Origin of the sequence: Haloarcula argentinensis DSM 12282, assembly GCA_000336895.1 — an archaeon.
Taxonomy (GTDB): Archaea; Halobacteriota; Halobacteria; order Halobacteriales; family Haloarculaceae; genus Haloarcula; species Haloarcula argentinensis.
The window spans coordinates 512,513-532,497 of record AOLX01000014.1 but is presented as its reverse complement, the minus strand read 5'-3'; the positions used below and the strand labels follow the sequence as shown (position 1 = coordinate 532,497).

The window sequence follows — 19,985 nt, the reverse complement described above, 5'->3', positions numbered from 1 at the left end:
CAGCAGATCCACGCCAGAATGAAGCGAGCGACTCGGTGCTCAGGTCGCCTCGTTGAGTGGCTCCTCGGACTGCTGGCGTTGCCACTGGGGCGTTTCAACGAAGAGACGGAGCGGCCAGATAACGTAGTACAGTGGGTGTAGTGGACCAGGGAGCGGGCAAAACTGATACTCCGAATAGCTCGGGTGAAATGCTGAATACAGCAATAGGAACGGTACCAGCGCAGTCATCGAATCACTGGCAGCTATGTAGAACCGCGCGGATTCGAGCCGTGTCGGCGCTTGTCGCGTCCCGGTGGCCAGCGACTCGATGACGTCAGTGGCTAGTTCGGAGACGCGGCCGTCCGTGCGAAGGCGGTCCAGTATCGGCACTGGGAGGTCGTACCCGAAGGCGGCACGGGCGAGCGCAGCCCCGAGTAGTAGATTCCGCTCGACGCCAGTTTCTCGTGCCCGGGCAAGGACGTGTGACCAGTCGGCATCTGCGGACTCCAGCGCCGCAACGAAGTCACAGAGCCACTTCAGGAGATACCAGCGGTGCTTGGTTCCGTGAAACGCCAACACGAGCAGCCGGTCTGACTGCGCAAGCGCCGGGAGTGGTTGGCCGCCGACCGCCACTGCGCCGCGGCGGTCCCAGAGTTCATCGAAGGATGTTGAGAACGGCCGCTCGGCGTCGCCAACCCGCCAGCGAAGCTCAACGTCGAACTCCGGCCCTCGCATCTCGTACTCGTGAACGATTGCTTTCGTCACAGGACCGCCCAACAGTGCGGCGTCGTCCAACCGCGGCGTGCCCCCGCGCCACTCGTATCCTCGCTCTTCCAGAATATCCGCAGCAGCGGGGATATCTTCCGGATGGACAAGCAGATCCAGGTCGTTGTACTCACGCGCTGTTGCGTCGTCGTACGCAACGGCAGACAGCACCGGTCCCTTGAACGGCATTACGCGTACACCGCGTGTCTCGAAGCGCTCTAGTATCTCCTGTAGCTCGGTCGTGAACGCGAGATTTCGCATCCGTTTTCCCTGTACGATGCTGCTAAGTCGTGTCAACACGTCCGCTGGCACGGTGAACTCATCACCGCTCTCGCGTGCCATCACCTCCAGCCCCTCATAGAGGAGTTGCACGACGCCGTGATACCGGGCGAGTTCAACGACGCGGTCCCAGTCGGGCGTGTCATCCAGCGGGAGAGGCTCGGGGGAAGCGTCGGTGACAATTGCGGTCCGAGTACAGTTGAGCACCACCTGAAGTTCGGGTTCAGCCTCCGTCAGCATGAATCGCTCTTGAGATCAGACTGAATTCTGGCTGCGACATCCCGAATCGTATCGAGATCTCGTGGCCGGCGAAGCCGTCTTATATTTGTCTTGTCGACGATCTCCCCGCAGGCGTCGAAGTTAGACACGGCCTGACCGTCGGCTTCCAGCGCGCCCAGCGTGTACGTGTTATCGACGAGCGCCATGATCTGCTCGTTCGGCCTGACTGATTCTACTTCGATTGTTTCGCCGTCTTCGAGGAGGTAAATGCGCTCTAACGGTACCGGAGTCGCGGGCTGGTCGTGCCTGAGCCCGTAGAAGTGTCGAGGGCGCCCGTCGTGGACCTGTTCCGGTGGTTCGACCGGGGGGTCGAACGCCTCAACTGCCTCCGGATCGAGTTTCATCGATGGGTAGCCGCTCCGGACAATCGGTCCTTCATCGTCCAGCGCTATCGCAGCCACGTCGTCGCTCAGGACACGGTGTCCGTCGAGCAGGCAGGCCATCGCAGTTGTCGTTTTTCCGACCCCCGACTCCCCGACGAACGCCACTGCACGCCCGTCGATGCTGACAGTACTGGCGTGCAGCACGAAGTAGCCCCGTTGATCCAGCAGGTGGTTCAACGCCGGGCCGACCAATACATGACGGAGCACTTCGCTGGGCACGCCCTCGGCCGGGTCCACAGCGATGGACGTGCCGTCGCAAATTCTGACCGTTGCGGCATCGTATAGAAGGTAGTATTCGCGCTCGGTTACCGCGTGAAAGGTCGTCCCGGACGCAGCCGACAGTGGGCGGGGAATCCGTTCCTCGGTGATGGTGACATCGACTCGCCCGTCGGGCGCTGTCTCAGCGGGTGGAAGCTCCGGTACGTCGAAAGCCGAGCGGACCGTCAGGCCAAAGGCTTCGTACGTGGCTGCGTTTGTCGTCGCCATCCGGCTAGTTTCCTCCCTGCGTGGTTGTCCGCCGATTCCATCTATGTTGAAACACACCCCATCTACGGCACCCCTTGTTCATAGCAGACCGCTTGACTGCTGTGGTGGATAAGAATGGGTTCTTTACTCCCAGTACATATCGATAGAACCGTCGCGGTGAATACACTGAACGTCGCCAGTGTCGAGTACCAATAAAAGAGAAGTCTGTTAGATATGTGAGCCCGCTGTGGACGTTAGCTCCACTTCCCGTATCCGTCGTCGTGGTCCCACCAGTTCGTTTTTTCCTCGACAGTTCCGTACGTTTCGACCGACGGCGTTTCGTATTCCTTCATGGGTTACCCCCGGCCCTGGTTTCAGATGTCGGTGTCTTTGTTATAGTATCTATTATCGTTGAACCACTACAGAATAGAGTGTTTACTATTCGTTAGCCACGTACTTCGCGTTCGGTGAGTGTTCGGAAACGCCCGAAGTCGTCGATATCTCCGATAAGGACATCCCCGTTCGATTCGATCCAAGCGTGTGCCTCGAACGTATCGGACTGCGGATCCACGCCGAAGCGGAGACGATGCGGCAAGTCGTTGGCGACCAGCAGTGTACTACCAGTGAGTGCTCGGTCGAGACAATCGTAGGTGCCCGGTAGACACGATCCTGCTGTCAAAACCGCCCAGCGGACAGACTCCGGTGACGCAGACTGTCGATGGCAGGGGAGAAACTGAGCGGCCGTACCGAAATATCGCTCCGCGTCCTCCAGCCCAGCGACTGCAAGCAGTACCTTGCTCGCAGCGATCAGTACCACTGCTTCACAGAGCAAAAGCTTCTGTCCCCGAGGCAACGCTCTGCACTCACGGAGTCGGGCTCGCATCGACATTGATGAGTTGCTCCCCGGCAAGCGTTTCCAGAAAGTGTTCCACGTCATTTGCCGCTCGGTTTCTGTCGACATCGTACTCCCCGACCAGCGCCGAGACGATGTCCGCTGGCTCAGTCGGTTCCTGAATTCGCTCCCAGATATCCGGGCCGACTCCCGACAGGCCCTGGTACCGCCCCGTCTCGTTGTTGAGCAACACGATTTCCCCGTCGATAGTCGTGGTGACACAGTTATCAGTTGCGACGACAGTCAATCCGGAATCTATTGCGACCATACGGATATCCGCGCTACTCGCACTATTTGTTATGGCCTCTTTTCCTCCCCGCCGCCGCTCTAACTGCCGGTAGACGTGCCCTTCGCTCCCGAACGACCCGGCCGTAGTAAGCCGGTAACTATGCCTCATAGAAACCGCATCCCGAACAATGGCTACGACTCCCTCGGTCAGTGAAAGATACGCATCGTTGCGCCGCGTGGCGCTGTATCGACCGGCGCTGACGGGGAGTATCGTCGCCGCCAGCCTCTTCGTGATGCTGCTGGAAGGCGTCGGCCTCTCGTTCCTGTTTCCGATACTCGACGCCGCACAGACCGGCCAGGGCCTCCCGTTTCAGCCGGACGGCATCACCGGTCAATTCCTTTCCGCGTACACCGCTGCAGGACTGCCGCTCACACTCGAATTCCTGTTGGCCGGCCTCGCGTGCGTGATGGTCGTCCGGTACACGGCGTCGTTTACCGTGAAATGGCTCGCGGCGAAGCTCACACAGACGTACGAACGTGACCTCAAAGACCGGGGCTACGAACTGGCAATGGGCGCATCAGTTGCCTACTACGATGATAAGGGGTCCGACGACATCATGAACACGATTCTGACACAGACCCGCTACGCCGGGCGTGTCATCGGCCGGATTATCCAGTTCTTCCAGCAGGCAATCCTCTGTCTGGTGTATATCGGAATCGCGCTGGCTATCGCACCGATGCTGGCAGTCGGTTCGGCTGTCGCTCTCGGCGGTGTCACAGCGATCATCAGATACGGCATCGAGCCCGGGTACGCCGTCGGCGACCGTGTGGCGACGGCAAACGAACAGCTACAGGAGACAACACAGGCGGGGACGCAGGGTATCCGTGACGTGAAGCTGTTCGGCATGCGCGACGGGCTGCTTGCCGAGTTTCGGGCCACGCTCAACCAATACACTTCGACCAGCATCGCTGTTCGCCGGAACGAGGTCGCAATCGGCAGCTTCTATCGACTCTCGGTCTCGCTACTCCTATTCGGGCTCGTCTACGTTGCACTCAGTTTCCGGGCGCTGTCTATCCCGGAACTCGGCGTGTTCCTGTTCGCGATGCTCCGACTCGCGCCCCGACTGAGCTCGCTCAACTCCACCGTCTACGCTATCGAGGGAGAGCTACCACATCTGGTTCGAACGCACCAGTTCATCGACCGCCTCGAATCCCAACAGGAGACGACCGGTGGGGAACCGGTCCCGAACCGAATCCGGCAGATCGCGTTCGAGAACGTCTCGTTTGCCTACGAAGACGAGCCAGTGCTTGCAGACTTCTCGATGACTGTCGAGCGAGGCGAGTTCATCGGTATCGTCGGCGAGTCCGGCGGCGGCAAGTCGACAGTCGTCTCGCTGCTCACTCGGCTCTATGCGGCGGATAGCGGTGACATCCTAGCGAACGGGACGCCGATTTCGACCTATGCCCTCGACGAATGGCGTGGCGCTGTTGCGATGGTCCGACAGGACCCACATATCTTCAACGACACGTTGCGGTACAACCTCACTGCCGGCCGGGATATCTCCGACGAGACGCTCTACGAAGTCGCCGAGAAGGCTCTCGTCCTCGAGTTCCTCAATGACCTCCCGCAGGGGCTCGACACGGTGCTGGGCGACGACGGCGTGAAACTGTCCGGCGGGCAGCGCCAGCGCGTCGCACTGGCGCGAGCGCTCCTGACCGATGCGGAGGTGCTCGTGCTCGATGAGGCCACCAGTGACCTCGACTCGAATCTGGAACGGCAGATCCATCGAACCGTCAAGACGCTTGACGGAGACAAGACCGTGATCGCAATCGCCCACCGACTCTCGACCGTCTCCAATGCCGACCGAATATACACCGTCGAGGATGGGCGGGTAACGGAACGGGGGAGCCACGCCGAACTGCTCGACGACGACGGGACGTACGCGGAGTTGTACGCGATGCAAGGAACGGCAGCCGCGAAGTCTTCCAGCAGCTGAGCCGTTCTCGTCCAAGTGGTCGTACCGCCCGGGTCAGACCTCGCGCCGCCGGCCCTTCGGGACCTGTGATCTGAGTTCGCCGTAGACGTACAGGCCGACGCCGACCGGTTCGGCCTCACCAGCAAGGTCGTGAGTGACGACGAGATACCCCCAGTCACCGTCCCAGTCGAGTTCCTGATCCTCGCCGGCCACGAACGCCCGGGCAGCGTCCGCATCGAGGTGGATGACGTTCTGGCTGGCGTGCTCGCCGAACCGCTGGACGGCCTCCAGCGTCGGCTTCCAGTGTTCCTGGCGTGTCCGCAGGAACGTCATTCCCAGTCCTTCGATATCGACTGGCGACGGCGGGCTGCCCTGATACAGCCACAGTTTGCCAGCACCGCGCTCCCAGAAGGTGTACCCCTCGAAGGTCTCCGGCGGGACGCCAAAGCGTTCAGCCCAGAAGTCGAGCACTTCCTGTCGGGTCGCTCGCTCGGGGTCGTCGCGCGCTTCGTCCGTCTCTGGGAGCCGCGTGAACTCCGTACTCTGATCGCTCATTCTGCAGGCACCTCCAGTTTTGCACAGAAGAACCCACCTGTATCGTTGTGATGCGGGTAGATGCGTTTAGCGTTGGTCACGCTCGGGTCGAAGCGCTCGTCCTGCCACTCGGTGATCCCCGAGGCGTGATCGAGCGGGAGGTCGTAGTCCACGATTTCACAGGCAACTTCGTCGAGCACGTAGTCCAGCACGGCCTCGTTTTCCTCCGGGGCGAACGTGCAGGTGGAGTAGACGACGGTTCCGCCGGGCTCGGTCACTTCGACGGCGCGCTTGAGGATACCTTTCTGCACGCCGGAAATGCCTTCGACGTGTGAGAGCGACCAGTCCTCCAGTGTGTCGGGGTTCTTGCGAATCGTCCCCTCACAGGAACAGGGGACGTCGACGAGCGCCCGGTCGTATCCCTCGCCGCCGAAGGGCTTGAGCGAGTGGTTGCGGCCGTCCTCGTGGGTAACGGCAACCGTCGTCGCCCCCAGCCGCTCAGTGTTGGTCCGCAGCGCCGAGATACGTCCGAGATTGTTGTCGGTTGCGACGACTTCGCCGGCATCCTCCATCCGCGCGGCGAGCTGGGTCGTCTTGCTCCCCGGTGCCGCACAGGCGTCCCAGACTCGCTCACCGGGCTGAGGGTCCAGTACGGTCGCCGGAATCACGGACACTTCTTCTTGCCCGTGAATCCAGCCGTGGAAGTACGGCCAGTTCGCGCCCGGTGAATCTTCGGGCAGGACGAACAGACCGTCGTGCCAGTCGACGGGGTCGTAGGCGATGTCTGCATCCGCAAGCGCCGTCCGGACCCGCTCGACGGTGGCTTTGATCGTGTTGACCCTGACAGCCGACGGCAGCGGGCGTTCACACGCGTCGATGAACGCCTCGAAGTCGTCGATGATGGGTCGGTAGCGGTCGAGTGGTTCCATTGTCCGGCGTTCGCTGGCGGTCGGTTTGTGGGTTTCGAACGGCACCGGCCCATGGCTTTCAAGCCGCCGGCGGACGATATCCGAGGTATGGCACACATACAGGTCCACCGCGACGACATCTCCCTCGACTCCCCGACACTGGTCGAGGGGCTCCCGGGCGTCGGCCTCGTCGGCAAGATAGCCGCTGACCACCTCGTCGATGTCTACGACATGGAGTACTACGCGTCGGCACACTGCGAGGGATTGCCAGAAATCGCCGTGTACGGGACGGACGACCCGGAGGTTCGCCCACCGGTCCGGCTGTACGCGGATGAGGATCGCGACCTGCTCGTCCTCCAGAGCGACGCACCGGTTTCCCCGTCCGGCGCGAAGGAGTTCGCCAGCTGTATGGTCGGCTGGTTCGAGACCAGCGACGCGACGCCGATCTATCTCAGCGGCCGTCCTGCGGAGAAAGACGGGGTTCCGGCCGTGTACGGTATTTCGACGGGCGACGGAGCGGCGATGCTTGAGGGAGCGGGCGTAAATCCGCCCTCTGAGAACGGCGCGGTTACCGGGCCGACCGGCGCGCTGGTCCACGAATCACAGCGAACTGGGCTGACGAGCGTCGGACTTATCGTCGAAGCCGACCAGCAGTTCCCCGACCCGGAAGCGGCGCGGGCGCTCCTGCAGACGGGTATCAGTCCGCTCACTGACTTCGAGATTGACACCGAGGCGCTGGTCGAGCAGGCCGAAGAAATCGGGCGTGCCAAGGCACAGCTCGCACAGCAACTGCAGGAGAATCAAGAGGAGAGCACGAGCGCACGGCCGCTCGGGATGTATCAGTAATGGCGGGCGCAGACGACATCGTTCGCGGGTTACTGGTGGTAGTTATCGTCGGTATCGGGACGATCCTGGGGTGGGTGCTGTTTGTCAGAACGCCCGACACCCTCGCACAGTTGCTCGGCGTCCTGCTTGTCGTCGCTGTCGCCGTCGCCACAGCCCGTATCGGCAGTAACATCGCCGGCTCCCTCCTCCCGGCACACAACGTCGCGGAAGTCGCCGTCGAAGGGCCGATCAGCCGTGACGGCGGTGGTGGCATCACCAGTCCGCCGGTCGGCGCGTCGGCCGACGACATCGTCGAACAGATCGAACGCGCTGACTCCGACCGCGGCTCGGAGGCACTGCTCCTGAAGCTGAACACGCCGGGCGGCGAAATCGTCCCCAGCGAGGACATTCGCATCGCCGCCGAGCAGTTCGACGGGCCGACCATCGCCTACGCGACGGACGTCTGTGCCAGCGGTGGCTACGACATCGCCGCCGGCTGTGACGAACTGTGGGCGCGCGAGGGCTCTATCGTCGGCTCCATCGGCGTCGTCGGCTCGCGGGTCAACGCCAAGGAACTGGCCGACCGCCTGGGCCTCTCCTACGAGCAGTTCACCGCTGGTGAGTACAAAGACGCCGGCGTCCCGCTGAAGGAAATGTCCGAAGACGAGCGCGAGTACCTGCAGGGCATTGTCGACGACTACTACGACCAGTTCATCGACACTGTAGCCGAGGGCCGCGAGATGGACGCCGAGACGCTCAAAGACACCGAAGCGCGCATCTTCCTCGGCGAGGAGGCCGAAGAACGTGGGCTTGTCGACCGACTCGGCACGCGAGACGACGTCGAGGCGAGCTTGGAGCAACGGCTGGGCGAGGATGTGACTATCAAGGAGTACGAGCCCGAACGCGGACTGACAGGAAAACTCCGCGGGGGCGCACAGCAGGTCGCCTTCGCCCTCGGCGCGGGTATCGCCGGCGTCGCCGACGGCGATATCGAGGGTCTCTCCTTCCGGCGGTAGCTCGGGAGGTTTTTTATTCGGGGACCGCCTTCGCCGTAGTGTGACTACGCTGGTGGTGTGTATCGACAGGGACAGTCCGGCCGCAGCGGCGTGTCCCGTCGTCGGCCGCGACGCCGTCGAGTCACTCATCACCCAGACAGGCGTCGTTGATCCGGAAGACAGCCGGGTCAACTGCCTTCTCGAAGGACTGGCGGTCACGGACGAACTCGAGGCCGAGGGGTCCGCCCCGGTCCTCGCCGTCGTCGGCGGCGGGAGCGACAGCGTCGGCTCTGATCGGGAGATCGCCGGCCAGATCGACGCTCTGGTCGCCGAACACGACCCCGACTCGGCGGTCGTCGTCGTCGACAGTGCTGACGATGAGCGGCTGGTCCCCATCATCGAGAGCCGTGTTCAGGTCGACGCCGTCGACCGCGTCGTCGTCCGCCAGGCCCGCGACATCGAATCGACGTACTACCTGCTCAAGCAATTCCTGGCCGACGAGGAACTGCGTAAGACAGTGCTGGTCCCCGTCGGCATCATCATGCTCGCGTTCCCGCTGTTGCTCGTCGTCACCAGCCCGACCATTGCCGTCGGCGCTATCGCGGCCGCCATCGGCGTGTTCCTCATCTACAAGGGACTGGGTATCGACGCGTACCTTTCACGACTCCCCAGCCAGACCCGGGAAGCGCTGTACTCGGGGCAGGTGTCGCTCGTGACCTACGTCGTCGCCGCCGGCCTCTCGCTCGTCGGAGTTTTCGCCGGTGTGCTAGGCGTTTCTGCGGTCGGCGATATCAGTCCCTTCCTGCTGGCGAACCGCTTTGCCTTCGCGTCCGTGCCGTGGCTGACCGGCGCAGCGCTGGCCGCCTCGCTCGGTCGCCTACTGGACGAACTCATCCAGCAAGAGGGGGTCCGGAGCGCGTACGTGAACCTCCCGTTCGGTGCGGTCGCGGTTGGGCTCGTCGTTCGCGGCTTTTCTGCGTACTTCCTCGAACGCGGTGGCGTGTTCGAGCCGTTTCAGGTGCCGGAGACGAACCTCAGCATCGTACAGATTCAGGGGTTCTCGCTGGATGCAGGGACCCGCCTCGGGCTGTTCATCCTCGCAGGCATCCTCATTAGCCTCGTCGGCGTCCGGGTCGCGACCTACGTCAGCCACACCGATATTGAGGACGAACTGGTGGAATAGACAGCGATTTACGCCGCCGACGGCTACCGGCGGCTATGACAGACGGCGCGTGGGTTTCGCTGTTCTCCGGCGGTAAAGACTCCTCGTGGGCGCTGCACCGGGCACTTGAGCGGGGCCACCCCGTCGAACGCCTGGTGACGGTCCACCCGGAAGGCGACTCCTACATGTACCACGTTCCGGCGACCCGGTTAGCCCGCTTAGCTGCCGAGAGCATCGGCATCCAACTGGTCGAAGTCGAACCTGATGACTTCGGAGCCGACGACGTGCCTGACTCGGGCGAACAGGGCGATGCCGAACTCGAACCGCTGGAAGAAGCACTGCGTGAACTCGACGGTGAACTGGACGGCGGCATCACCGGCGTCACTGCCGGGGCTGTCGAAAGCGAGTACCAGACGACCCGCATCGAATCGATGGCCGACCGCCTCGAAGCCAACGTGTTCGCGCCGCTGTGGCAGGAAAACCCCCGCGACCTCGCTGACGCGATGCTGGACGCCGGCTTCGAGATTCGGATCATCCGCGTGGCCGCCTACGGCCTCGACGAGTCCTGGCTGGGTCGCACGCTCGACGCCGACGCGCTCGACGAACTGGAGGCACTCAACGACGAGTACGGCGTCCACATCCTCGGCGAAGGTGGGGAGTTCGAGACGCTCGTCACCGACGGGCCACACATGGACCGCCGGATCGAATTGGAGTACGAGACGCAGTGGGACGGCAGTCGTGGGACGGTACAGATCGAAGACGCGTGGCTGGCGTAATCAGGAAAGACAAAACGGCTGGGCGGGACTAATCGCCGTTGGTCAACTGCGTGTGTGCGCCGATGAGCGCACCGGCGAGGTCCAGACTCTCGACTTGCGTGTCGCGGTCGATAATCGACTGGCGGATGTCCGAATCGATGATGGTCGTGTCCGGGAACACGATGGTCCCGTCGAGGCTGGAGTTGACGATTTCCGCCCCCGAAAGGACGTGAACGTTCTCGCCGAGCGTGGTGTTCTCGATGGTGGCGTCCTCCGCGACGACGTTGTCCCCGTCCAGTTCCCACGCGACGGCCTCCAGATAGCTCTCGGGCGTCCCGATGTCGTACCAGGCGTCGTCAAACGTGAACGCACGGACCGGCCCGTCATCGACGAGCCACTGGATGAACCAGCCGGGTTCGTCGGGGTTGTTTCCGTCTTCGAGGTACTCGTCGAAGCGAATCGCATCCGCCGGGAACGCGTAGCAGGCAATCGAGACGAGCGTGCTGTTGGGATCGTCGGGCTTCTCCTGGAAGTCCGTGACCTCCTCGCCGTCGAGTTCGATGAGGCCGTAGGAGCTGGCCTTTTCCAGGGACCCAACATCATAGGCGGCGAGCGTGGGGTCGTCGTACTGTTCGAAGTAGTCGATGAACTCCGCGATGTCGAAGCTGATGAGGTTGTCGCCGGCGATGACCAGCAGGTCCTCGTCGCCGAGCCCTTCGCGGTCGACCAGTTGGGCGAGCGCGCCGACGACCCCGAATTTCTCGTCTTCCTCGGCGGTTTCTTCGACGGTCAGGGACGGCTTTTCGAAACTGCTCGCGGCGATGTGGTCCCGGAAGTCGTCGGCAAACCGCTGGTTCGTACTGACGAACACGTCAGTGATGCGATCGTCCTCCTCTAATTCACCGAGAATCCGGTCGATGACGGTCGTTTCACCAACAGGGAGCAGCATCTTGGGCCGGTTCTTGGTGACAGGCCAGAGCCGGGTGGCGTACCCGCCTGCGAGGACAATCGCTTTCATGTCCGGAAGCAGACAACCAGAATACAAGTTCTTTTTCATCGGCTGGACCACGGCACTTATCGGTGCCCCGGAGTACAACCCCGTATGACTGACGACGCCGACGGCCCTGAGACTGGGGCGGGAGATGCGAACCTCACAGAGAAGATCAACCAGACGAACGTCGACGAGCGTATTTCGAGCCTGGAAGCGGCCTACGACGAGGTTCCGGTCACCGAGGAGACCTTCGAGCTATCGCCCGACGAATACGCCGACGTGTTCGCTGCGACACGCGGGACTGGGTACTCCGGGAACAGCGTCGTGTTCGTCACCCGAGACGGCTCCGAGTTCCCCGAGCTAAGTGACCAGATACCAGAGCAGGCAGCCGGCGATACCCGCGACCGTGTCCTGCTGGTGCTTGGGCGCGGCGCTGACATGTGGGCGCTGCCCGGCGGCGGCAAGGGGGACGAGTACGAGTCGGTCCAAGGGACTGCCGTCCGCCGCGTCAACGAACAGACCGGCATTCGCTGTACAGTTACCGGCGTCGCGGAGGTCGTTCACTCGAAGTACTATCCGGACACCGATGCACAGGGATCAGTGCACACGCTAGACATCTTCCTCGAAGCAGAGTACAAGAAGGGGAGCCTCGACGTGGACGAGTCTGAACTCGTCGGCGCGGCGTGGTTCGCGGAGCCGCCGGAACGCCTGACCCCCGGAGCTGAAGACCGGGTCGCGGCCTTCCTCGGCGACGAGTGACTCCGGAATCCGGGGGCTCTCCGTTAGTGTTCGACTAGCTCCACGAGCACCCCGCCAGTCGTTTTCGGATGAAGGAACGCCACGTCATGCCCCCACGCACCCGGCCGTGGCTCCTCGTCTATGAGGTCGATGCCGCAGTCACTAACGGTCTCTAGCGCGGTGGTGATATCGTCTGTCTCCAGAGCCACGTGATGAATGCCCGGCCCATTGCTGTCGAGATATCTGGGAATCGCGCCGTCAGCGTCCGGTACCGGCTCCAGTAGTTCGAAGTAGCCGTTGTCCAGCTCCAGAAACGTCACGTGCAGGCCGTCGAATGTCTCCTCGTGGACGACCGGTGTCTCAAACGCATCGGCGAACAGTTCTGCGAGCGGGGCGGCGTCGTCGGTGGCGATGCCGGCGTGATCGAAGCGCATGGTCGGCCGTACACCGGGATGGCTTATAATTCTGGGAGCACGGAGGACTGGAAAAACAGGCAATATCCGCGTCTCGACCGAGCCTACATCGACGAGCCGGGCTGGTACTCGCCGAACACGTCCCGGAGCACGTCACACACCTCGCCGGTCGTGGCGTAGACTTTCACGGCGTCGATGATGTAGGGCATGACGTTCTCGTCGCCCTCGGCGGCCTGTCGGAGCGCGTCGAGTTTCGCCTCGACGGCCTCCTCGTCGCGCTCCTCCCGAACCGTAGCGACGTTGTCCTGCTGGGCCTGCTCGACCGCTTCGTCGACCTCTTCGATGTCCTGCTCGCCCTCTTTTTCGACCTGATACTCGTTGACGCCGACGATGACGCGCTCGCCGGCTTCCTGCTCACGCTGGCGTTCAAAGGCCACGTCCTGAATCTGGCGCTGAACCCACTGTTCCTCGATGGAGCGGCGCATCCCGCCGCGTTCGCCGACCTCCTCGATGAGTTCACGGGCCTCGGCTTCGAGTTCGTCGGTCAGTGATTCGACGTAGTAGCTTCCGGCCAGCGGGTCGATGGTGTCCGCTGCGCCGGACTCGTGGGCGAGAATCTGCTGGGTCCGCAGTGCAGTTCTGACAGACTGCTCTGTCGGCAGGCCGATGGCCTCGTCCTTGCCGTTGGTGTGGAGGCTCTGCGTTCCGCCCAGGACCGCCGCGAGAGCCTGATAGGAGACGCGGACGACGTTGTTCTCGATCTGCTGGGCGGTCAGCGTCGAGCCAGCGGTCTGGGTGTGGAACTTCAGTTGCTTGGACTTGGGGTTCTGGGCGTCGAAGCGCTCGTCCATGATTTTCGCCCAGAGGCGGCGGGCCGCACGGAACTTCGCCACTTCCTCGAAGATGTTGTTGTAAGAGGCAAAGAAAAAGGAGAGCTGCGGGGCGAACTCGTCAACGTCCAGCCCGGCCTCGATAGCGGCCTCGACGTACTCGATGCCGTCGCCGAGGGTGAAGGCGATCTCCTGGGCGGCCGTCGAGCCAGCCTCACGGATGTGATACCCGGAGATAGAGATGGTGTTGAACTTCGGCGTCTCGGCGGCACAGAACTCGAAGATGTCGGTGATGAGCCGCATCGACGGCTCCGGCGGGTAAATAAACGTGTTCCGGGCGATATACTCCTTGAGCACGTCGTTCTGGATGGTCCCGCGAAGCTCCTCGCGGTCGACGCCCTGCTTGTCGCCGACAGCGATGTACATCGCCAACAGCACCGACGCGGGGGCGTTGATGGTCATACTCGTCGAAACCTCGTCCAGCGGGATGCCATCGAACACAGTCTCCATGTCGTCCAGCGAGTCGATGGCGACGCCGGTTTTGCCAACTTCGCCGGCGGCCATCGCGTGGTCAGAGTCGTAGCCCATCTGGGTGGGGAGGTCAAACGCCATCGACAGCCCGGTCTGGCCCTGGTCGAGCAGGTAATTGAACCGTTCGTTGGTCTCCGTCGCGGTCCCCATCCCGGCGTACTGGCGCATTGTCCAGAGGCGGCCCCGATAGCTGGTCGGATACACGCCGCGGGTGTAGGGCTCCTGGCCGGGGAAACCCAGATCCTCTTCGTAGTCGAGATCCGAGATGTCTTCGGGGGTGTACAGGCGGTCTACCTCGTGTCCTTCGGTGTCCGTGGTGAACGTCTCCTTGCGTTCGCCAAAGCGATCGACGGTGGGCTGGACGTCGTCTTCCTCCCACTGAGCCTTCGACTCCCGTATCTCCTCCAGCTCGTCGGGGTCAAACATGGACGGATTGTCGGACGGCGGAGGCTTAAGGGTTCTTAAATCCTTCACGGTTTGTAATACTGGTCCGTGGCGATTCGCGGCGCGCTGTTCCGAGGCGGGTTTATATCGTCGCCGTCTACCGAGGGCGTATGCCAATCGAACCGGGTGACGGCGTCACCATCGAGTACGTCGGCCGCTTCGAGGACGGGGCTGTCTTCGATACGTCACGTCCCGAAGTCGCCAGGGAGCACGGACTCATGGAGGCACAGGGTGTCGAGGCGAGCGAGTACGCACCGCTTTCCTTCACCGTCGGTACGGGGGAGATCATCGAAGGGATCGACGAGGCGCTCGTCGGCATGGCCGCGGGTGAAGAGGCCACCGTCACGGTGCCCCCAGAGAAAGCCTACGGCGAGTTCCAGTCCGACCGCATCCGCGAGTACGACCCCGAGACGTTCGAGGGCATGGTGGGAAAAGAACCGGAGGTCGGGCTCCACGTCGAGGCTGAAAACGGCCTGCACGGGGACGTGACTGCGGTCCGGGACGACGCCGTTGAAGTCGATTTCAACCACGAACTGGCCGGCAAGACGCTCGTGTTCGACATCGAAGTCGTCGACATCCGGTAGCCAATCCGGCGACAGCTAATCAGTCGCCCGTGTCGTACTTGTATGTCGCTTCGTCAGGGTCGATACCGAAGTCTTCGGGCCCTTCCTCCGCTTCGGGCTCCTCGGATTCCCCGGCACTGGCCTGCTTGAACCGCCCGCGGAGGTGGCCGGGAACTTCGAAGCGGTCGGCGGTTACCCGGAGCGGCACCGCGTCCGGCTGGATGTTCTCCTGCTTGGTCGCGAGTCGGTCCCGTAGTGGGTCAGGCAACTGGGCCGGTTCGATGCGCTCGAAACCGAACTGCGCGAGGTACTCCGAGGCGTTTGTCAGCGAGTAGACGGTGTCGAACCCCTCGTCGCCAGCGTACTCGACCAGCCGCTCGATGACGTGTGCGCCGACGCCCTGATTTCGCCATTCGGGCAGGACGCCGATGCTTGTCAGTTCACAGACTGGCTCGTCGCCGCCCTTGTGGATACGGATCCGGCCGAAACCCGCCTTCTCGTGGCTTTCCTCGTCGATAGCGACGACGTAGTCCCGGGATCTAAACGCTGTCTCGTCCAGCCCCATCTCTTCGATACGGTCGAGCAACCAGACTTCCTCGCGGTTTTTCGCATCCCGGACGTACATGGCTTAAACTTAACTGCCGCAGTCAAAAGGGTTTGCGGCGCGATTGAGACGGGAGACGACCTGGTGGAGAGGCAATCACTAAGACTGTTCAACATGATTGATTACCCATGATCTCGCTCGAGATGGACATGGTCCAGTACGACTGTCCGTACATCGATACAACACGGGACTACGAGGTGTCGTTCCTGGCCAAACAGTGGGATTTCCACCCTGTCGAGCGGGAGCTTGAGACGCGGATCATGGTCAACGGCGCGGACCGCGAGGAACTAGATCGCGGGCTGAACGCACTGGAGACCCACGACCACATGGAGTCCTACCAGCTCCTTCGTCGGAAAGACGATCTGGCGCTCATCCGCTCGCGCATCGACGAGACGAACGCGATGAGCGTCATCCGCGACCACAGCGGCTACATCACCGGCCCGTTCCGCATCCGGGACGGGTCCGAGATCTGGCACGTCGGCTTCGACACCGAGCGCGTCGCGGAGGGGACTCTGTCGGAACTCGAACGGGACAACGACTACACGATCCGGTCCCGCGAGTCGGTCGACCTGGAGGACTACTACGACCTGTTGCAAAACATCGACTCGGCAAAGCGGCTGGTCGATGGCTGTCGGGAACTGTCGGATGTGGAGCGGGACACGCTGGAGAAAGCCGTCGAAGGCGGCTACTTCGACACGCCCCGGGACGCGACACTCTCCTCGCTCGCCGAGGAGTTCGACGTGTCGAAGATGGCTATCTCGAAGAACCTCCGGCGCAGTCAACGGAAGATACTCGACCGCGTCACGACGGCGATGAACGACGTGACCGAGTGAGACTGGCTTCAGCGTTGCCCTGCCGCTACTCCGCGCCGCTGCCCTGCATCAACTTCTGGATTTCCTCGTCCGCCGCCAGCTCCTCCGGGTCGCCGCTGGCGATGATATCCCCGCGCTCGATGACGTACAGACGGTCTACGACCTCGGGGACGTGCGTGACGTTGGATTCCGCGATGAGTACCGCGATGTCGCGGTCGTTGATCGCTCGGATGTAGCGTTTGAGGTTCTCAACGACGACCGGAGCCAGTCCCTCCAGCGGTTCGTCGAGGATGAGCAGATCGGGCTGGAGCGCCAGCGCCCGGCCGATGGCGACCATCTTGGCTTGGCCGCCGCTGAGGTTCTGAACCTTCGCGTTCCGGCGGTCATCGAGTTCAGTGAGCACGTCGTAGACGCTCTCGATGACCCCGTCCTCGTCGTCGATACCGCGGGCCTTCCCGCTGGTCCAGATGGGAAGTCGGAAGTTCTCGTCGACAGTCATCCCGGTGAACAGCTTCCGGTCCTCGGGCTGGTAGCCGATGCCCCGCTTGGGAATCAGCTCCGAGCGGATGCTGGTCAGATCCTCACCACGGAACATGACTGAACCGCTCCAGACCGGCGTCAGACCCATGATGCCCCGGAAGGTGCTCGTCTTGCCTGCCCCGTTGCGGCCGACCAGCCCGACCGCCTCCCCGGCGTTCACGTCGAGGTCGATGTCTTCGGTCACCTGAAACCCCTCGACGGCGGCGTTGAGGCCGCGAACGGACAGCAGCGGTTCGTTACTCATCCTCGCCCACCCCCAAGAGGAGCCGTCGGAGTTCGTCGTCGGTTTCGAGCATCGTCGGCGGGCCGACCCCGTGGACAGTTCCCTGATGGAGCGCGACGACGCGGTCGGCGTACTCCGTGACGATGTCCATGTCGTGTTCGATGGTCACTGTCGTTACGCCTTCAGCTCGGCCGACCTCGACAATCGTCTCGATAACGTATTCCTTTTCGCGGGTCGAGACCCCGGAGGTCGGCTCGTCGAGCAGGAGGTAATCCGGATCAAGGCCGAACGACATCGCCACGTCAAGCAGTTTTCGGTCGCCGTGGGGCAGTTCTTCGGCGACGGTGTCGGCCGCGTCTCCGAGCCGGAACTTTTCGAGCAGTTCCTCGACCTGCGACTCGACCTCTTCGTGGCCGTCGGCCATGGAGAACAGGCTCCAAGTCTTGCCCTGTTCGGTCAACACGACCGTCCGGAGGTTCTCCCGGACCGTCATCTCCTCGAACACTTTAACGACCTGAAAGCTCCGAGCGATGCCGGCATTGACACGCCCGTTTGCTGACATGCCGGTGATGTCGTCCCCATCGAGGACAATGGACCCCTCGTCCGGCGAGAGAAAGCCGGTAAGCAGGTTGATGAACGTCGTCTTCCCGGCCCCGTTCGGACCGACGATGAAGACGAGTTCGCCCTCCTCTTTACCGAATTCGAGTGTAATGTCGTCAGTTGCGACCAGTTCACCGAAGGACTTCTGCAGATTGCGTGCTTCGAGCATCTCAGTCGACTCCAAAGAGGATTATCCGCAGGCTAGTCATCGCCTCTGTCACCTTCCGTTCAAGTGACTGCGCGGCGCTCCGGCCCCACGCCGACAGGACGGACGGCTCACGACGCAGTTCACCGAGCCGCGTGTTGACGATACCACCGGACCGCAACGACCCGACGATCCCTCGCGGGAACCCATACACCAGTATCAGCAGCACAACACCAGTCAGGAACTCGTAGTACTGGGTGATGTCCTGACCGACGTCCTGCAGGAAGATGAGGACGACACCGCCGATGAGCGGACCGACCAGCGTCCGGAACCCGCCCAGAATCGTCATGAACAGGATGTCGCCCGACCGGAGGAAAAACAGCGTTCCTTCCGGGCGGACGTACTGACGGACGACGGCGTACAGCCCGCCCGCGACGCCGCCGTAGATGCCTGAGATGACGAACGCGGCCCAGACGTACCGCCGGACCGGCAGACCGATGAACCGCGCTCGGGTCCGTTCCTGCCCGATGGCGTCCAGGGCGTTGCGGAACGGCGACTGCGTGATGCGATACATCACGAACAGCCCGATGAGGATGACGACTACCGTCAGGTAGTACGTCAGGACCTGGTACACGTCCGGGCTGAACGCGGTTCCGAACAGGAGCGGCTGGTTTGCCGGCCCCGGCCGGATCGGGAGCCCATCGCTCCCGCCGAGTGCGCTCTGGCCGAGCGCGATGGCGTACAGGAGTTGGCCGAAGGCCAGCGTCAGGAGCGCGAAGTACAGCCCGGTGTGCCGCAGCGACAGCACCCCGATGATGGCCGCCATCACCGTCGCGGCCGCGATAGCCCCGAGCAACAACAGGCCGACACTCTGGACGCCGGCGTAGCGGGCCAGCACTGCGGTCGCGTACGCGCCGGTGCCGAAGAAGGCCGCGTGGCCGAATGACGTGAGCTTCGTGTGACGAAGCAGGAGATTCAGCCCGACCGCCGCGAATCCGAACAGCAGGCCCTGATGGATGACACTGAGCTGGAGGCTGTCTGAGAGGCTCGCAATATCGGGGATGACGAACAGGAACACGACACCGAGGACGAGGAAGGCTGCTTCCCGACGGGTCACTTCGACCCCGAGGAAGCGGTACGCCGGCGTCCCGTCGCGGTCGACGCGCTCCGGCATCACGCCGTCTCACCCCACGTCCCGAACAGGCCCTCTGGCTTGACCAGCAGAATGAGCGCCATGATGGCAAACGGGGCCGCGATCTCGCCTGGCGGGTACAGCGTAATCATCCAGCTCCGGATGACGCCGACGAGGAGCGCGCCGACGAACGCCCCACGGAGGCTGCCGAGGCCGCCGATGACGATGACGACGAAGGAAAGCACCAGCGGATTGGTGCCCATCTCCAGGGTCGCCGATGTCGGTGGCACCGCCATTGCACCGGCGAAGCCGGCGAGGAACGCGCCCAGCGCGAACACGAGCGTGAACACACGGTCGGTGCTGACGCCGATGGCAGTCGCCATCTCGCGGTCGATGGCCGTCGCACGGATGATGCGGCCGGTCTTCGTCCGCTCGAAGAACCAGAACAGCCCCACGACGACGGCCGAGCCGACGAGGATGACGAACACGTTGTAGGTCGGGTAGTTTAGCCCGACGAGTTCGCTCGTCGGAATCGTGTTGATTGCGCTGTAAACGGCGTCAGTCCGTATCGAGCTGTCCCCCCAGATGAACTTCTTCACGTCGAGGAGGATGAGCAGGAGGGCGAAGGTCAGCACCAGCTGGTACACCTGGTCCCGGTCGTAAATCTGACGCAGGAACACCGCTTCAAAGAGGGTGCCGACGGGGAGGAGGATCGCCGCCGTCACAAGCACGGCGGCGAGGACCGCGAGGACGAACACGGCGGTGCCGACGACGCCGCCCCCCGGCGGGCCGATGATACCGATGATAAACCCGAACACGCCGATGGCGGTGTACGCGCCCAGCGAGAATAATTCTCCGTGAGCGAGGTTCAGGACGTCCAGAATCCCGAGAATGACCGTCAGTCCCGACGCGATCATGAACAGGATGAACCCAAACTGGATGCCGTTGAGCGTCTGGACGAGCGCGGCTGTGGGTGTTACGGCCATGGCTCGGT

Annotated in this window: 22 protein-coding genes; 8 read left to right on the top strand and 14 right to left on the bottom strand. The window is 62.8% G+C overall.

The features are described from left to right. Positions 1 to 39 precede the first annotated feature (39 nt). From C443_RS06285 to C443_RS06270, 4 genes are all read right to left on the bottom strand, one after another. The gene (locus C443_RS06285; RefSeq protein ID WP_005534794.1) at positions 40 to 1,263 is read right to left on the bottom strand and encodes a nucleotidyltransferase domain-containing protein; all 1,224 of its coding nucleotides are present in this window, start codon (positions 1,261 to 1,263) and stop codon (positions 40 to 42) included. Next, on the bottom strand, positions 1,257 to 2,171 hold the full coding sequence (locus tag C443_RS06280) for a hypothetical protein (protein ID WP_005534793.1): 915 nt from the start codon (positions 2,169 to 2,171) through the stop codon (positions 1,257 to 1,259). Before C443_RS06280 ends, C443_RS06285 begins: the two co-directional genes overlap by 7 nt. Positions 2,172 to 2,595: 424 nt before the next feature. Beyond that, the gene (locus C443_RS06275) at positions 2,596 to 3,033 is read right to left on the bottom strand and encodes a lasso peptide biosynthesis B2 protein (protein WP_080505459.1); all 438 of its coding nucleotides are present in this window, start codon (positions 3,031 to 3,033) and stop codon (positions 2,596 to 2,598) included. Then, positions 3,014 to 3,310 (bottom strand): PqqD family protein, encoded by a 297-nt coding sequence (locus C443_RS06270; RefSeq protein ID WP_005534791.1) that lies wholly within the window; start codon positions 3,308 to 3,310, stop codon positions 3,014 to 3,016. The genes C443_RS06275 and C443_RS06270 overlap by 20 nt, the downstream gene beginning before the upstream one ends. Positions 3,311 to 3,458: 148 nt before the next feature. Between C443_RS06270 and C443_RS06265 the strand changes: the two genes are divergently transcribed. Next, the gene (locus tag C443_RS06265) at positions 3,459 to 5,267 is read left to right on the top strand and encodes an ABC transporter ATP-binding protein (protein ID WP_049943927.1); all 1,809 of its coding nucleotides are present in this window, start codon (positions 3,459 to 3,461) and stop codon (positions 5,265 to 5,267) included. A 33-nt stretch (positions 5,268 to 5,300) separates the two neighbouring features. On the opposite strand, the gene C443_RS06260 is transcribed toward C443_RS06265, so the two are convergent. Together C443_RS06260 and C443_RS06255 are read right to left on the bottom strand one after the other, a co-directional pair. Continuing rightward, the gene (locus C443_RS06260; protein WP_005534787.1) at positions 5,301 to 5,801 is read right to left on the bottom strand and encodes a DUF7122 family protein; all 501 of its coding nucleotides are present in this window, start codon (positions 5,799 to 5,801) and stop codon (positions 5,301 to 5,303) included. Further along, the gene (locus C443_RS06255) at positions 5,798 to 6,709 is read right to left on the bottom strand and encodes an RsmB/NOP family class I SAM-dependent RNA methyltransferase (RefSeq protein WP_005534785.1); all 912 of its coding nucleotides are present in this window, start codon (positions 6,707 to 6,709) and stop codon (positions 5,798 to 5,800) included. The genes C443_RS06260 and C443_RS06255 overlap by 4 nt, the downstream gene beginning before the upstream one ends. Positions 6,710 to 6,760: 51 nt before the next feature. On the opposite strand from C443_RS06255, the gene C443_RS06250 reads away from it, so the two are divergent. Genes C443_RS06250 through C443_RS06235 form a run of 4 tightly spaced genes read left to right on the top strand, consistent with a single transcriptional unit; the run spans position 6,761 to position 10,446 of the window. Then, positions 6,761 to 7,534, top strand: coding sequence for a proteasome assembly chaperone family protein (locus C443_RS06250; RefSeq protein ID WP_005534784.1), 774 nt, complete (start codon positions 6,761 to 6,763; stop codon positions 7,532 to 7,534). After that, positions 7,534 to 8,529: a signal peptide peptidase SppA gene (gene sppA, locus C443_RS06245; protein WP_005534782.1), complete on the top strand. Its 996-nt coding sequence runs from the start codon at positions 7,534 to 7,536 to the stop codon at positions 8,527 to 8,529. The genes C443_RS06250 and sppA overlap by 1 nt, the downstream gene beginning before the upstream one ends. A gap of 40 nt (positions 8,530 to 8,569) precedes the next feature. Next, entirely contained in the window at positions 8,570 to 9,691 is a 1,122-nt protein-coding gene (locus C443_RS06240; protein WP_049943926.1) for a DUF373 family protein, read from the top strand. 35 nt (positions 9,692 to 9,726) lie between these two features. Continuing rightward, a complete protein-coding gene (locus C443_RS06235) occupies positions 9,727 to 10,446 on the top strand; it encodes a diphthine--ammonia ligase (protein WP_005534777.1) in 720 nt (239 codons plus the stop codon). A gap of 28 nt (positions 10,447 to 10,474) precedes the next feature. Here C443_RS06235 and C443_RS06230 read toward each other — a convergent pair whose 3' ends face one another. Continuing rightward, positions 10,475 to 11,443, bottom strand: a complete 969-nt coding sequence (locus tag C443_RS06230) for a sugar phosphate nucleotidyltransferase (RefSeq protein WP_005534775.1) — start codon at positions 11,441 to 11,443, stop codon at positions 10,475 to 10,477. A gap of 84 nt (positions 11,444 to 11,527) precedes the next feature. On the opposite strand from C443_RS06230, the gene C443_RS06225 reads away from it, so the two are divergent. Continuing rightward, positions 11,528 to 12,175, top strand: coding sequence for an NUDIX hydrolase (locus tag C443_RS06225; protein ID WP_005534774.1), 648 nt, complete (start codon positions 11,528 to 11,530; stop codon positions 12,173 to 12,175). Positions 12,176 to 12,198: 23 nt separating this feature from the next. Here the strand turns inward: C443_RS06225 and mce are convergent, their stop codons facing one another. Both mce and C443_RS06215 read right to left on the bottom strand, forming a co-directional pair. After that, positions 12,199 to 12,588 (bottom strand): methylmalonyl-CoA epimerase, encoded by a 390-nt coding sequence (mce, locus tag C443_RS06220; RefSeq protein WP_005534772.1) that lies wholly within the window; start codon positions 12,586 to 12,588, stop codon positions 12,199 to 12,201. Between the two features lie 83 nt (positions 12,589 to 12,671). Next, the gene (locus tag C443_RS06215; RefSeq protein ID WP_005534770.1) at positions 12,672 to 14,354 is read right to left on the bottom strand and encodes an acyl-CoA mutase large subunit family protein; all 1,683 of its coding nucleotides are present in this window, start codon (positions 14,352 to 14,354) and stop codon (positions 12,672 to 12,674) included. 128 nt (positions 14,355 to 14,482) lie between these two features. Between C443_RS06215 and C443_RS06210 the strand changes: the two genes are divergently transcribed. Beyond that, the gene (locus tag C443_RS06210; protein ID WP_005534769.1) at positions 14,483 to 14,956 is read left to right on the top strand and encodes an FKBP-type peptidyl-prolyl cis-trans isomerase; all 474 of its coding nucleotides are present in this window, start codon (positions 14,483 to 14,485) and stop codon (positions 14,954 to 14,956) included. A gap of 19 nt (positions 14,957 to 14,975) precedes the next feature. Here C443_RS06210 and C443_RS06205 read toward each other — a convergent pair whose 3' ends face one another. Continuing rightward, entirely contained in the window at positions 14,976 to 15,560 is a 585-nt protein-coding gene (locus tag C443_RS06205; RefSeq protein WP_005534767.1) for a GNAT family N-acetyltransferase, read from the bottom strand. 107 nt (positions 15,561 to 15,667) lie between these two features. Here C443_RS06205 and C443_RS06200 point away from each other — a divergent pair, with 107 nt between their 5' ends. Further along, a complete protein-coding gene (locus C443_RS06200) occupies positions 15,668 to 16,372 on the top strand; it encodes a helix-turn-helix domain-containing protein (RefSeq protein WP_005534765.1) in 705 nt (234 codons plus the stop codon). Positions 16,373 to 16,397: 25 nt separating this feature from the next. Here C443_RS06200 and C443_RS06195 read toward each other — a convergent pair whose 3' ends face one another. The 4 genes from C443_RS06195 to C443_RS06180 are packed head-to-tail and all read right to left on the bottom strand — an operon-like array spanning position 16,398 to position 19,977. Then, positions 16,398 to 17,135, bottom strand: coding sequence for a branched-chain amino acid ABC transporter ATP-binding protein (locus tag C443_RS06195; protein ID WP_005534763.1), 738 nt, complete (start codon positions 17,133 to 17,135; stop codon positions 16,398 to 16,400). After that, complete coding sequence (locus tag C443_RS06190) at positions 17,128 to 17,883, bottom strand: ABC transporter ATP-binding protein (protein ID WP_005534761.1); 756 nt, start codon at positions 17,881 to 17,883, stop codon at positions 17,128 to 17,130. Before C443_RS06190 ends, C443_RS06195 begins: the two co-directional genes overlap by 8 nt. A 1-nt stretch (position 17,884) precedes the next feature. Beyond that, entirely contained in the window at positions 17,885 to 19,033 is a 1,149-nt protein-coding gene (locus tag C443_RS06185; protein WP_005534759.1) for a branched-chain amino acid ABC transporter permease, read from the bottom strand. Beyond that, a complete protein-coding gene (locus C443_RS06180) occupies positions 19,033 to 19,977 on the bottom strand; it encodes a branched-chain amino acid ABC transporter permease (protein WP_005534757.1) in 945 nt (314 codons plus the stop codon). The genes C443_RS06185 and C443_RS06180 overlap by 1 nt, the downstream gene beginning before the upstream one ends. Positions 19,978 to 19,985 lie beyond the last annotated feature (8 nt).